This is a genomic window from Streptomyces sp. NPDC111744 (assembly GCF_055634995.1).
Genome location: NZ_JBVKCG010000025.1, coordinates 100,691 through 114,353, shown reverse-complemented (window position 1 = coordinate 114,353; position 13,663 = coordinate 100,691). Strand labels below are relative to the sequence as shown.

Below are 13,663 nucleotides of genomic sequence, written 5' to 3'. Positions count from 1 at the left end.
ACACCTTCGAGGACACTCCCGCAAAGGACCGGGACCCGGACTGGTTCAAACGCGCCGTCTTCTACGAGGTCCTCGTCCGTTCCTTCCAGGACAGCAACGGTGACGGCATCGGCGACCTCAAGGGTCTGACCGCGAAACTCGACTACCTGCAGTGGCTCGGCGTCGACTGCCTCTGGCTGCCGCCCTTCTTCAAGTCCCCCCTGCGGGACGGCGGTTACGACGTCTCCGACTACACCGCCGTACTCCCCGAATTCGGTGACCTCGCCGACTTCGTGGACTTCGTCGACGCCGCCCACCAGCGCGGCATGCGCGTGATCATCGACTTCGTCATGAACCACACCAGCGACCAGCACCCGTGGTTCCAGGAGTCGCGCAAGGACCCGGACGGCCCGTACGGCGACTACTACGTCTGGGCGGACGACGACAAGCAGTACCAGGACGCGCGGATCATCTTCGTCGACACCGAGGCCTCCAACTGGACCTACGACCCGGTCCGCAAGCAGTACTTCTGGCACCGCTTCTTCTCCCACCAGCCGGACCTCAACTACGAGAACCCGGCCGTCCAGGAGGAGATCCTCTCCGCGCTGAAGTTCTGGCTCGACCTGGGCATCGACGGCTTCCGTCTGGACGCGGTGCCGTATCTCTACCAGCGCGAGGGCACCAACTGCGAGAACCTGCCCGCGACCCACGACTTCCTGAAGCGGGTACGCAAGGAGATCGACACCCAGTATCCGGACACCGTGCTGCTGGCGGAGGCGAACCAGTGGCCCGAGGACGTCGTCGACTACTTCGGCGACTACCGCAGCGGCGGCGACGAATGCCACATGGCGTTCCACTTCCCCGTGATGCCGCGGATCTTCATGGCGGTGCGCCGGGAGTCCCGTTACCCCGTCTCGGAGATCCTCGCCAAGACGCCGGCCATTCCGTCCGGCTGCCAGTGGGGCATCTTCCTGCGCAACCACGACGAGCTGACCCTCGAAATGGTCACCGACGAGGAACGCGACTACATGTGGGCCGAATACGCGAAGGACCCGCGGATGCGCGCCAACATCGGCATCCGCAGGCGGCTGGCCACGCTCCTGGACAACGACCGCAACCAGATCGAGCTGTTCACCGCCCTGCTGCTCTCGCTCCCCGGCTCGCCGATCCTCTACTACGGTGACGAGATCGGCATGGGCGACAACATCTGGCTCGGCGACCGCGACGCCGTCCGCACCCCCATGCAGTGGACGCCGGACCGCAACGCCGGCTTCTCCTCCTGCGACCCCGGCCGCCTGTATCTGCCGACCATCATGGACCCGGTCTACGGCTACCAGGTCACCAACGTCGAGGCGTCGATGTCCTCGCCGTCCTCGCTGCTGCACTGGACGCGCCGGATGATCGAGATCCGCAAGCAGAATCCTGCCTTCGGACTGGGGTCCTACACCGAACTCCAGTCGTCGAACCCGGCGGTGATCGCGTTCCTGCGGGAGTACGAGGACGACCTGGTCCTGTGCGTGCACAACTTCTCCCGCTTCGCCCAGCCCACCGAGCTGGACCTCAGGCAGTTCAACGGGCGGCATCCGGTGGAGCTGTTCGGCGGGGTGCGGTTCCCGGCCGTCGGCGAGCTGCCGTATCTGCTGACCCTGGCGGGGCACGGCTTCTACTGGTTCCGCCTGCGCGCGGACGGGTAACCGGAACACGGCATAGTCCACCCCGGGCGGCGGCGGTTTCCTCCGGCCCGCCCGGGGCACGCAATACTGACGCCCCCGACGACCGGGGAAAGGACGTACCGCGATGGCGGACACGGTCACCCCCTCCACGACGCCCCCTCTTCTCACCTCGCTCGACCCTCTCCTGCGCGAATGGCTGCCCCGGCAGCGCTGGTTCGCCGGCAAGGGTCGCCCGGTCACCGGCTTCGCCACGGTGGCCGAGACGGAACTCCTGCCCTCGGACGGCAGGCTGGGCCTGCACCATCTGCTGGTCCGCGCCGAGCAGCCACCCGCCCCCGCCGAGGCCGGCGACTGCTACCAGCTCCTCATAGGCGTGCGCGAGGCGCTGCCGCCCCGGCTCGCGCCCGCGCTGATCGGGCACCTGCCCGACGGCCCGCTGGCCGGACGGACGGTGTACGACGCCCTGTACGACCCCCGGCCCGCCGAGGTGGTCCTGGAGGCCCTGCGCACCCAGGCCCGCATCGGCGGGCTGTTCTTCGAGAACGACCCCGGCCAGGAGATACGCGACGGGCTTGTGGCCCGGCTGCTGACCGCCGAGCAGTCCAATTCCTCGGTCGTCTACGGAGATACGTTCATTCTGAAGTTGCTGCGACGCGTCGTGCCCGGCGTCAACCCCGACCTGGAGATACCCCTGGCCCTGGCCCGCGAGGGCTGCGCCCGGGTTCCCGCGCCGACGGCGTGGCTGCGGGCGGAGCTGGCCGGGGAGTCGTACGTCCTGGCCGTCCTGCAGCCCTTCGTACGCGGCGCGACCGACGGCTGGGAACTGGCCCTGCGGGAGCTGGCCAAGGGCGAGGACTTCGCGGCGGACGCGCGGGCGCTGGGGCGGGCCACCGCCGAGGTGCACACCGCGCTGGCCCGGGCGCTGCCTACCGTCACCCTCGGACACAGCCAGCTGGAGTCGATGGTCGCGGGCATGACCGAGCGGCTGGAGGCGGCCGCCCAGGCGGTACCGGCGCTGCGGCCGTACGAGGACGGGTTGCACTCGGCCTACGAGGCGCTGGCCGGCCTGGCCGCCGAGGGCCGCACCTGGACCGCCCAGCGGGTGCACGGCGACCTGCATCTGGGACAGTGCCTGCGCTCACCGTCCGGGGAGTGGTCGCTGATCGACTTCGAGGGGGAGCCGGCCCGCCCGCTGGCCGAGCGCCGGATGCCGCAGCCGCCGGTGCGGGACATCGCCGGCATGCTGCGCTCCTTCGACTACGCGGCCCACTCGACGACCCCGCCGGCCCGCGACTGGGCGCGGCTGTGCCGGTCGGCCTACTGCGCCGGATACGCCGAGATCACCGGCGTCGACCCACGCACCGACCCCGTGCTGCTGCGGGCCTACGAGACCGACAAGGCCGTCTACGAGGTCGTCTACGAGGCCCGGCACCGCCCCGACTGGCTTCCCGTGCCCCTGTCGGCCGTACACCGACTCGCCACCTCCGACTCGACCTGATCCCGGGAGACCCGTCCGTGACCTCCAAGACGTCCGTATCCGTAGCCGCCGACGACCGTGCGCGGCTGCTGCACGGCACGCACCACGACCCGCACTCCGTCCTGGGCGCGCATCCGGTCCCGGACGGCGGGGTCGCCGTCCGGGTGTTCCGCCCGTACGCCCGCGCGGTGACGGTCGTCGCCGGCCGGGATCTGCGGACCGAACTGCACGATGACGGCGACGGCTTCTTCTCCGTCCTGCTCCCCCTGTCCGACGTGCCGGTCTACCGGCTGCTGGTGGAGTACGACGGGACGGTCCAGGAGACCGAGGACGCTTACCGCTTCCTGCCCACCCTGGGCGAGCTGGACCTGCATCTGCTCGGCGAGGGCCGGCACGAGCGGCTGTGGGAGGCGCTCGGCGCGCACCCCATGACCCACCAGGGTGTGTCCGGCACCCGTTTCTCTGTGTGGGCGCCGAACGCGCGGGGGGTGCGGCTGGCCGGCGGTTTCAACTTCTGGGACGGCGCCGGGTACCCGATGCGCTCGCTGGGCTCCTCGGGGATCTGGGAGCTGTTCGTGCCGGGCGTCGGCGCGGGCGAGCTGTACAAGTTCGACATCACCCGGCCTGACGGCTCCCGCACCCTGCGCGCCGACCCGCTGGCCCGTCGTACCGAGGTCCCGCCCAGCACGTCGTCGATCGTGCACGCGTCCCGCCACGAGTGGACCGACGAGGAGTGGATGACCCACCGGGCCGACACGCCGGTGCACGAGGCCCCCTTCTCGGTCTACGAGGTGCACCTGCCGTCCTGGCGCCCCGGCCTGACCTACCGCGAACTGGCCGAGCAACTCCCGCGCTACGTCAGTGACCTGGGCTTCACTCATGTCGAGCTGATGCCGGTCGCCGAGCACCCCTTCGGCGGCTCCTGGGGCTACCAGGTCACCGGCTTCTACGCGCCGACGGCCCGGCTCGGCACCCCCGACGACTTCAAGTACCTGGTCGACGCCCTGCACCGGGCCGGCATCGGGGTGCTGATGGACTGGGTGCCGGCGCACTTCCCGCGGGACGACTGGGCGCTGGCGGAGTTCGACGGGCGGCCGCTGTACGAGCACTCGGACCCGCTGCGGGCCGCCCACCCCGACTGGGGCACCCTGGAGTTCGACTTCGGCCGGCGGGAGGTGCGCAACTTCCTGGTGGCGAACGCCCTGTACTGGTGCGAGGAGTTCCACATCGACGGGCTGCGGGTCGACGCGGTCGCCTCGATGCTCTACCTGGACTATTCGCGCGAGCCTGGCCAGTGGACGCCGAACGAGCACGGCGGCCGGGAGAACCTGGACGCGGTGGCGTTCCTCCAGGAGATGAACGCGACGGTCTACCGCCGGGTGCCAGGCGTGGTGACCATCGCCGAGGAGTCGACGGCCTGGGAGGGCGTGACGCGCCCCACCGACACCGGCGGTCTCGGCTTCGGCCTGAAGTGGAACATGGGCTGGATGCACGACTCGCTGGAGTACATGTCCCACGAGCCGGTCCACCGCAATTACCACCACCACGAGATGACGTTCTCGATGGTGTACGCGTACAGCGAGAACTACGTCCTGCCCATCTCCCACGACGAGGTCGTGCACGGCAAGCGCTCGCTGGTCTCGAAGATGCCCGGCGACTGGTGGCAGCAGCGCGCCAACCTCCGCGGCTATCTGGGCTTCATGTGGGCCCACCCGGGCAAGCAGCTCCTCTTCATGGGCCAGGAGTTCGCCCAGGGCGCTGAGTGGTCGGAGGCGCATGGCCCGGACTGGTGGCTGCTCGACCCGGAGTACGGCGCCGAGGCCGACCACCGGGGTGTCCGCGACCTGGTCCGCGACCTCAACACCGTCTACCGCGCCACCCCGGCCCTCTGGCAGCGGGACACCTCCCCCGCCGGTTTCCAGTGGATCGTGGGCGACGCGGCCGAGGACAACGTCTTCGCGTTCCTCAGGTACGACGCCGACGGCACCCCGCTCCTCGCGGTCTCCAACCTCGCCCCCGTGGTCCGCCACGACTACCGCCTGGGCGTCCCCGACGAGATCCCCGCCTGGCACGAGACCCTCAACACGGACGCGGCGGACTACGGCGGCAGCGGCATCACCAACCCCGACCCGGTCAAGCCGGAGCACCAGCCCTGCCACGGCCGCCCGGCGAGCATCCGGCTGACCCTGCCCCCGCTGGCCACGGTGTGGCTGCGGCCGGCGTAGGTTCCGCCACGTCGGGCGACCCCTCATGAATCCAGGTCGGTGAGTCCCTTCGGCAGTGGGCCGGTGTGCAGCACCCCCAGCCGCTGGGTGGCGCGGGTCAGGGCCACGTACAGGTCGCTGGTGCCGTAACGGCCCGGTTCCACCACCAGGACCGAGTCGAACTCCAGGCCCTTGGCCTGGCGCGGGTCGAGAAGGACGACCGTCTGCGTCAGGTCGGGTTCGGCGCCGGCCGTGACGCCGTCGAGGCGGGTGGCGAGGGCGCGGTGGAGGTCGCGTGGGGCGATCACCGCCAGGCGGCCTTCGGCGGGGGCGAGTTCGGCCACCGCCTTCTCCACGGCGCCGGGGAGGTCGTCGTGGGCCTGCCGGATCCATGGCCGTACGCCCGTCGAGCGAACCGAGCTCGGGGGCTCGAAGGCCGGGTTCCCGGCGCGGACCACGGCCGCGGCGAGGTCCATGATCTCGGACGGGGTGCGGTAGTTGACGCCGAGGCGGGTGTGGTCCCAGCGGTCCTCGACGTACGGTTCGAGGATCTTCGACCAGGAGCCCACGCCCGCCGCCTCCGCGGTCTGGGCCGGGTCTCCGACCAGGGTCATGGAGCGGGTGGGGCTGCGCCGCATCAGCAGCCGCCAGGCCATCGGCGACAGTTCCTGCGCCTCGTCGACGATGATGTGCCCGAAGGCCCAGGTGCGGTCTGCGGCCGCGCGTTCGGCCGCGCTGCGGAAGTCCTCTTCCTCCTGGCGCTCGGCGAAGCGTTCGGCGTCGATGATGTGGTGCGCGGACAGGACCTCCGAGGCATCGGGATCGCTGTCCTCCTTGTCGTCGAACTCGTAGGTCCGGGAGGCGTAGGAGACGTCGAGGACGCCCTGTGCGTAGGCGATCTGGGTCTCGCGCTCGCGCTCGGCGCGGGCCCGGGCGACGCGCTCGTCGACGCCCAGCAGTTCGGCCGCCTCGTCGAGGAGGGGGACGTCCGAGACCGTCCAGAACCGGGTGACCGGGCGGCGGACGGCGGCCGCGTCCTCGGCGCCGAGATACCCCTCGGGGGCGGCGAGGAAGTCGGCGACCAGGCGCTGCGGGGTCAGCCGCGGCCACAGCTGGTCGACGGCGGACCAGACTTCGGGGTTCTCGGCGAGTTCGTCGCGGATCTGGGTGATGTCGGAGGCGTCCAGCAGGCTGCTGCCGTCGAAGGGGTCGGTGCCCACCCGCTCGGCGTACAGCTCGGTGAGCGTGTTCAGGATGTGGCCCTCGAAGTGCTCGCGGGCCACGTTGTGCGGGAGCCCGGCGGCCCGGGTGCGCTCGCGGGCCATGTTCACCAGGCCGTCGTCGAGCATCAGCACCTCGCGGTCGTGCTCGATGGTGAGCACCGGGTCGGGCAGCGCCTGCCGGTCGCGTACGGCGGCGGCGAGCACGTCGGCCATGTCGGCGCGGCCCTTCACGGCGGCCGCCTCGGGGGTGTCGGCCGCCGTGGCCTTCACCCCGGGGTACAGCTCGCCGACCGTGGCCAGCAGCACGCCCGTCTCGCCGAGCGAGGGCAGCACCTCCCCGATGTAGCCGAGGAAGGCGGGGTTGGGGCCGACGATGAGCACGGCCCGCTTGGCGAGCAGTTCGCGGTGTTCGTAGAGGAGATAGGCGGCCCGGTGCAGCGCGACGGCGGTCTTGCCCGTCCCCGGTCCGCCCTCGACGACCAGGATCCCGCGGTGCGGCGCGCGGATGATCTCGTCCTGCTCGGCCTGGATGGTCTGCACGATGTCGTTCATCCGGCCGGTGCGGGCCGAGTTGAGGGCGGCGAGCAGCACCGCGTCGCCGGAGGGGTCCTCGTGGCCGGTGCGCTCCTGGTCGCCGAGGTCGAGGATCTCGTCGTGCAGAGCGGCGACCCTGCGGCCGTCGGTGGCGATGTGCCGGCGGCGGCGCAGGCCCATCGGGGTGTGGCCGGTGGCCAGGTAGAAGGGGCGGGCGACCTCGGCACGCCAGTCGATGAGGAACGGGGTGCGCTCGGCGTCGTCCCGGCGCAGTCCGATCCGTCCGATGTGGTGCTTCGTACCGGAGGCCAGGTCGATCCGGCCGAAGCAGAGGGAGCCGTCCACGGCGTTCAGCGCGGCGAGCAGCCCGGAGCGCTCGGCGACCAGGATGTCCCGTTCCAGACGGGCCTGCATCGGCTTGTCGCCGAGGGCGAGTGCGTCCGCGACCGAGTCCTCGGTGGCGCCGCGCAGCGCGTCCACCCGTGCGTACAGTCCGTCGATGAATTCCTGCTCGTGCCGCAATTCATCGTCCGGAAATTCGGTGTTTGACAATTCCGCTCCCGCCCGGATATACTGTGCCCACTGAGCTTCTTCGCGATCGGGCCGATTTCGCATCGACTTGAAGTCACGAACTCTTGAATATACGCAAAGAAATCCCCCGAGTGCAATTGCTCGGGGGATTCCTTGTGTCGGGGTGGGCTCAGAGCACGTCGGACAGCTCCTCAAGGAGCCGCCGCTTGGGCCGGGCGCCCACCATCGACTTCACCGGCTCACCGTCCTGGAACACCATGAACGTCGGCATCGACAGCACCTTGTAGGCGTTCGTCGTCTCCGGGTTGTGGTCCACGTCCAGCTGGACCACCTTCAGCCGCTCGCCCTCCTCCGCCGCGAGGGCCGTGAGCACCGGCGCCATCTGCCGGCACGGCGGGCACCAGTCGGCGGTGAACTCCACCAGCACCGGCCCCTGAGCCCCGATCACCTCCGCCGCGAAGTCCGCGTCCGTCACCTCGGCCACACCCGTCGCCTTGGTCATTCGACATCCCCTCCCAGCTCGCACACCGGTTCAGGACCACCCGGAACCCGCGCCTCGGCGGCCAGCTCGTCCCGCGCCCGCTCGGCCCGCACCAGCTGGGCCCCGACCTCGGCCCGCACGGCCTGCAACTCACCGATGAGCGAGTCCAGCTCCGCCAGCTTGCGCCGGTAGACCGCGAGCGACGCCGGACAGGTGTCGCCCTCCGGGTGCCCGGCCCGCAGACACTCCACGAACGGCCGGGTCTCCTCCAGCTCGAACCCGAAGTCCTGGAGGGTCCGGATCTGCGTGAGCAGCTTCAGATCGCTCTCGTCGTACGTCCGGTGGCCGTTCCCGGAACGCCGCGCGGGCAGCAGCCCGCGCGCCTCGTAGTACCGCAGGGTGCGCGTGGTGGTCCCGGCCCGTGCGGCCAGCTCGCCGATTCGCATGTCTACGACGGTAGGACTTGACGCCGACGTCAAGACAAGCTCGGCTGCACCCCCGCGGACTCCTCGACCTCCATCAGGGAGGCGCTGTGCCGCTCCTCGTCGAAAGCCCGGCGCCCGCCGCGCAGCCCGAACAGCCGCTTGGCGAGGGCGATGTAGAGCACCGCGATGATGTTCAGCACCAGAGTGGCGATCTTCAGATAGCTGACCTTCTCGGTGAGTTCGTAGATCTCCAGCGGCAGGAAGGCGGCGGTGGCGACCACCGTCAGGTATTCCGCCCACCGCTTGGCGTACCAGAGTCCGACCGCCTCGACGAGTTCGATCAGCGCGTACGCCAGCAGCAGCGCGGCCACCAGCAGCAGTGTGGAGTGCTTGTAGCCGAATGCCTTCTGTATGGAGCCGACGACCGGTGAATGGTCGAGGTCGTAGTGGAAGTGCTTGAAGACCGGCCGCAAGGTGTCCAGGTACTCGTTGAAGAGCCGGCGCACCGCGTCCTGGCTGTTGCTGAACTTCCACACCGCTACCGCGACCAGCACGATGAACACTCCGCGCACGGCCCGCTCGACCGCCAGGAAACGCAGGATGAACAGATCCCGCAGCACCTTCCCCCGCGGCACCAGCGGGGCGTCCGCCGCCGGTCCCGAGCCGTGCGGCTCACCGAGCGCGAAGTCGCCGCAGCGCAGACAGCGCCACGCGTCGCCGACCGCGGTCTGGGCGTGCAGCCGCACCCGCAGCCGCGGGTCGTCTGGGGCATAGGTCACATGCCCCTTGCGCGCGCAGTGCCGCCGATCCCAGTCCATCTTCATCCCCCGTGCCTCCATGCCAGTGCCGACGTGCCGTTTGCGGTTGGCCCGGAGCGGCACGTTAGTGGATACGGCTGACAAGTGGTGGTGAGGGGTCAGCGCGCGCCGCTGTCCGCCAGCTCCGGCTCGTCGGCCGGAGCATCCGCTTCCGCATTCTTGCGCCCGGGGAGCAGTACCGCCACGAGCACGGTCCCGATGCCCAGGATCACCGCGCCGACCAGGCTGGTGTGGGCCACGGCGTCGGCGAAGGAGGAGCCGACGGCGTCCGTCATCTGCCGGGCGCCCTGTGCCAGCTGCTGTGCCTGTGCCTTCAACTGGGCCGCCTGCTGAGGGTCGGTGGCCTGCGCGGCCCGGGCGGCCGTCTGCCGGGCCTTCTCGCCGATGCCCTGGGCGACCGCGTAGCCGGCGCCGACCGAGTCCTGTGCGGTGGCGAGTGCGCTCGCGGGCAGCTTGCTGCCGCTGGTGGCGTCCGTGAGGTGGTTGCCGTACGAGGTGGCGAGCAGCGAGCCGAGGATGGCGATGCCGAGTGAGCCGCCGAGCTCCAGCGAGGTGTCGTTGACGGCGCCGCCGACGCCCAGTTCGGACTCCGGGAAGGCTCCCATGATCGCGTCCGTGCAGGGCGAGAGGGCGAGGCCGATGGCCAGGCCGAGGATGATCAGGGGCGCGACGAAGTCGCCGTACGCGGAGGAGGCGTCCACCCGCGTCAGCAGGGCCAGGGCGGTGGTACCGCCGACCATTCCGGCCGTCACCGTCCACTTCATGCCGACGCGCGGGGTGAGCCAGCCGGTCAGGGCCGAGCCGGCGAAGACCGCGCCGGCCAGCGGGAGCATCCGCACGCCGGTGCCGAGGGCGTCGTAGCCGAGGACGAACTGGAGGTGCTGGGTCAGGTAGTAGAAGGCGCCGAAGACGGCCAGGAAGAACAGGGCGACGGCGAGGTTGGACCCGGCGAAACGGCGCTGGGCGAACCGGCGGACGTCCAGGACCGGGTGCGGGTGGCGCAGCTCCCAGAGGACGAAGGCGACGAGACCGGCGCCCGCGACCACGGCCGCGGTGACCGCCTTGACGCCCCAGCCGAAGTGCGGCCCTTCGATGATCATGTAGACCAGCGAGCCGACCCAGACCACGGAGAGGAGTCCGCCGACGTAGTCGATGCGGTCGTGGTGACCGGCCCTGGACGGCGGTACGAGGACGAGGGCGCCGACGATCGCGACGGCCGCGATCGGCACGTTGATGAGGAAGGTCGAGGACCAGCCGTGGTCGCGCAGCAGGGCGCCGGCGACCACCGGCCCGGCGGCGATGGCGAGCCCGGCGGTGGCGGTCCACAGGGTGATGGCCTTCGCCCGCTCATGGCGCGGGAAGGTGGCGGCGAGCAGGGAGAGGGTGGCGGGCATGATCAGCGCGGCGCCGGTGCCCATCACGGCACGGGCCGCGATCACGGTCGTAGCGCTGTCGGCGAGATATCCGAAGACGGCCCCGCCCCCGAACACGACCAGGCCCAGGATGAGCGCTCCACGGCGGCTGTACTTGTCGCCGATCGCGCCGAGCAGCAGCATCAGGGCGGCGTACGGGACGGTGTAGCCGTCGATGACCCACTGCAGGTCGGCGCTGCTGAGCCCCAGGTCGGTGGTCATGTCTGGCGCGGCCACCGTGAGGGCGGTGTTGGCCATCACGATGACCAGCAGGCTCAGGCAGAGCACGAGCAGTGCCCACCAGCGGCGCGGATACGGCCGCTCCATCGTCTCGACCGGTTCCTTCATGACGAGTCGCATGGCAGGGATCGCCTTCCTCACGCGTCCGATGCGGTCTGATGCGCACGAGTGGACTTGCACATCGGAGTGCAATTGCACAACCATGTGCAATGTAAGGGATCTGCACACCACTGTGCAAATGAAGGAGGTGAAGCCCTTGCGGAAGGACGGTGAGCCGGGCCGCGGGGCGGGCACAATGGCAGCATGACCACGGGTAGCACCTCCCGCGCCGACGTGAATCGGCGCCGCATCCTCGACGTCGCCCTCGCCGAGCTGCTGCGCGACCCCGACGCCTCGATGGACCAGATCGCACGCGCGGCAGGGGTCGTACGACGGACCGTGTACGGCCATTTCCCGAGCCGTGAGGCGCTGATCGGCACGCTGGTCGACGGCGCGGTGGAGGCGCTGGCCGCCGCCGACGCGGAGGCCCGCCGGGAGACGGCGGACCCGGCGGAGTCGGTGGCCCGGTCGATGCTGGCCATCTGGGAGATCGCCGACCGCTACCGGCTGCTGATCGGCCTCGCCCAGCGCACGGTCACCATGCAGGGCATCCGCGACCGCCTGACGCCCCTGCGCGAGAAGAAGGTGGAGGTGCTGCAACGCGGCCTCGACGAGGGCGACTTCAGCTCACCGCTGCCTGCGCCGGCGCTCGCGTACGTCCACGAGCAGCTGCTGTTCGCAGTGATGGAGGCGGTGAACGACGGGCTGCTGGACGCGAAGGAGGCGGGCCGCTCGGCCGCGGTCAGCGCACTGACGGCGGCGGGCGTGCCCGCCTCCAGGGCCACGGAGCTGGTGGCCGAGTTGAGCGAGTAGTCCCTTTGGGCCTGCCCCGGGCGGCTGAGCGAAGAGGGGGGAGTTCTCAGCCGCCCGGAGGGCGATGACCGGACGGCCGGCCCGGGTTCAGGCCGAGCCGGACGTCCGGCGGCTTCATGGACGCCGGGGGGCAGCGCCCCGTAAGGGGCGCGGGCCGTGTCGATGTGCGGCTCCGCCGCGTGGGCGTGACCAGCCACCCACGACCGGCGTCCGCGCATGCACGGCAACCCGCCGGACGGCTAGGCCTTCGCCAGCTCCTCCCGCTGCTCGGGCAGCTCGGTCACCGTCGGCTCCCCGTCGTCCAGCAGCGTCTTCTCGTCGAACGGCAGCTCACCGGCGAGCACCTGCTGCACGCGGCCCTTGTCGATCTCCTTGGTCCAGGTGCCGATCAGCACCGTGGCGACCGCGTTGCCCGCGAAGTTCGTCAGCGCGCGGGCCTCGCTCATGAACCGGTCGATGCCGACGATCAGGCCGACGCCGTCCACCAGCGCGGGCTTGTGCGACTGCAGACCGCCGGCCAGCGTGGCCAGACCGGCGCCGCTGACGCCCGCCGCACCCTTCGAGGCCAGCAGCAGGAAGAGCAGCAGCGGGATCTGCTCACCGATCGACATCGGCGTACCGAGGGCGTCGGCGATGTACAGCGACGCCATGGTCATGTAGATCATCGTGCCGTCGAGGTTGAAGGAGTACCCCGTCGGAACGGTGATGCCGACGACCGGCTTGCTGACCCCCAGGTGCTCCATCTTCGCGATGAGCCGCGGCAGTGCGGACTCGGAGGAGGAGGTGGACAGGATCAGCAGGAACTCGCGGGCGAGGTATTTGAAGAGGGAGAAGATGTTCAGCCCGGCGATGGCCCGGAGCATCGCGCCCAGCACCACGAAGACGAACAGCACACAGGTGATGTAGAAGCCGAGCATCAGCACGGCGAGGCTCTTGAGCGCGTCGAGCCCGGCGGACCCGACGACGGCCGCGATGGCACCGAACGCACCGATCGGCGCGGCCCACATGATCATGCCCAGGATGCGGAAGACGAGCCGCTGGATGTGCTCGATGCCCCGCAGCACCGGCTGCCCGGCCGATCCCATGGCCTGCAACGCGAACCCGGCGAGCAGCGCGATCAGCAGCGTCTGCAGCACCTGTCCCCCGGTGAAGGCGGAGACGAAGGTGGTCGGAATGATCGACAGCACGAAGTCGACGCCGCCGAGCGCCTCGGAGTCCACCTGGGCGTGTCCGGAGGCCTTGAGGGCGTTGGTGATGTGCAGCCCGTCACCGGGGTGCAGGATGTTGCCGACGACCAGCCCGATGGTGAGCGCGACCAGCGACATCACCAGGAAGTAGCCGAGCGCGATACCGCCCACGGCCCCGACCTTGGCGGCCTTCCGGACGGACCCGATCCCGAGCACGATCGTGCAGAAGATGATCGGCGAGATCATCATCTTGATCAGGTTGACGAAGCCGGTGCCCAGCGGCTTGAGCTCGACTCCGGCGTCGGGCCAGATGAGGCCCACGGCGATGCCCAGCGCGACCGCGACGATCACGGCGATGTACAGGTAATGGGTACGGTCCCGCTTCACGGCGGGTGCGGCAGGTGCCGTACTGGGGGTGCTTGCGGCGGCCACGGCTGCCCTCCTTGACGTCTTCGTCGGCATCACCGGCGTGCGGCTCACGTCCGGGGGATATGGGGGTTGCCGTGACTATCTCCTGGTCTGTGAGGCCGGTCACCCTTCCGTTCATTTAGTTCATCGTTAACCCGA

Annotated in this window: 10 protein-coding genes; 4 read left to right on the top strand and 6 right to left on the bottom strand. The window is 70.3% G+C overall.

Annotation, left to right across the window (positions count from 1 at the left end):
• From treS to glgB, 3 genes are all read left to right on the top strand, one after another.
• Positions 1-1,673, top strand: a 1,673-nt coding sequence (treS, locus tag ACZ7OO_RS36875) for a maltose alpha-D-glucosyltransferase (protein ID WP_471511798.1), incomplete at its 5' end; no start/stop codon positions are given.
• A 103-nt stretch (positions 1,674-1,776) separates the two neighbouring features.
• Positions 1,777-3,150 (top strand): maltokinase N-terminal cap-like domain-containing protein, encoded by a 1,374-nt coding sequence (locus ACZ7OO_RS36870; RefSeq protein WP_471511796.1) that lies wholly within the window; start codon positions 1,777-1,779, stop codon positions 3,148-3,150.
• A 17-nt stretch (positions 3,151-3,167) separates the two neighbouring features.
• A complete protein-coding gene (gene glgB / locus ACZ7OO_RS36865) occupies positions 3,168-5,354 on the top strand; it encodes a 1,4-alpha-glucan branching enzyme (protein WP_471511794.1) in 2,187 nt (728 codons plus the stop codon).
• A gap of 23 nt (positions 5,355-5,377) precedes the next feature.
• On the opposite strand, the gene ACZ7OO_RS36860 is transcribed toward glgB, so the two are convergent.
• The 5 genes from ACZ7OO_RS36860 to ACZ7OO_RS36840 all read right to left on the bottom strand — a co-directional run bounded on the left by ACZ7OO_RS36860 (position 5,378) and on the right by ACZ7OO_RS36840 (position 11,117).
• Positions 5,378-7,660 carry a HelD family protein gene (locus tag ACZ7OO_RS36860; RefSeq protein WP_471511808.1) on the bottom strand — a complete coding sequence of 761 codons (2,283 nt, stop codon included), beginning with the start codon at positions 7,658-7,660 and terminating at the stop codon, positions 5,378-5,380.
• 130 nt (positions 7,661-7,790) lie between these two features.
• Positions 7,791-8,123 (bottom strand): thioredoxin family protein, encoded by a 333-nt coding sequence (locus ACZ7OO_RS36855; protein WP_471511792.1) that lies wholly within the window; start codon positions 8,121-8,123, stop codon positions 7,791-7,793.
• The gene (locus ACZ7OO_RS36850) at positions 8,120-8,548 is read right to left on the bottom strand and encodes a MerR family transcriptional regulator (RefSeq protein WP_471511790.1); all 429 of its coding nucleotides are present in this window, start codon (positions 8,546-8,548) and stop codon (positions 8,120-8,122) included. Before ACZ7OO_RS36850 ends, ACZ7OO_RS36855 begins: the two co-directional genes overlap by 4 nt.
• 29 nt (positions 8,549-8,577) lie before the next feature.
• On the bottom strand, positions 8,578-9,351 hold the full coding sequence (locus ACZ7OO_RS36845) for a DUF2127 domain-containing protein (RefSeq protein ID WP_471511788.1): 774 nt from the start codon (positions 9,349-9,351) through the stop codon (positions 8,578-8,580).
• Between the two features lie 92 nt (positions 9,352-9,443).
• On the bottom strand, positions 9,444-11,117 hold the full coding sequence (locus ACZ7OO_RS36840; protein WP_471511786.1) for an MFS transporter: 1,674 nt from the start codon (positions 11,115-11,117) through the stop codon (positions 9,444-9,446).
• Positions 11,118-11,300: 183 nt separating this feature from the next.
• On the opposite strand from ACZ7OO_RS36840, the gene ACZ7OO_RS36835 reads away from it, so the two are divergent.
• Positions 11,301-11,909 (top strand): TetR/AcrR family transcriptional regulator, encoded by a 609-nt coding sequence (locus ACZ7OO_RS36835; protein ID WP_471511784.1) that lies wholly within the window; start codon positions 11,301-11,303, stop codon positions 11,907-11,909.
• A 239-nt stretch (positions 11,910-12,148) separates the two neighbouring features.
• On the opposite strand, the gene ACZ7OO_RS36830 is transcribed toward ACZ7OO_RS36835, so the two are convergent.
• Positions 12,149-13,558 carry a cation:dicarboxylate symporter family transporter gene (locus ACZ7OO_RS36830; RefSeq protein WP_471511806.1) on the bottom strand — a complete coding sequence of 470 codons (1,410 nt, stop codon included), beginning with the start codon at positions 13,556-13,558 and terminating at the stop codon, positions 12,149-12,151.
• Positions 13,559-13,663: the final 105 nt, after the last annotated feature.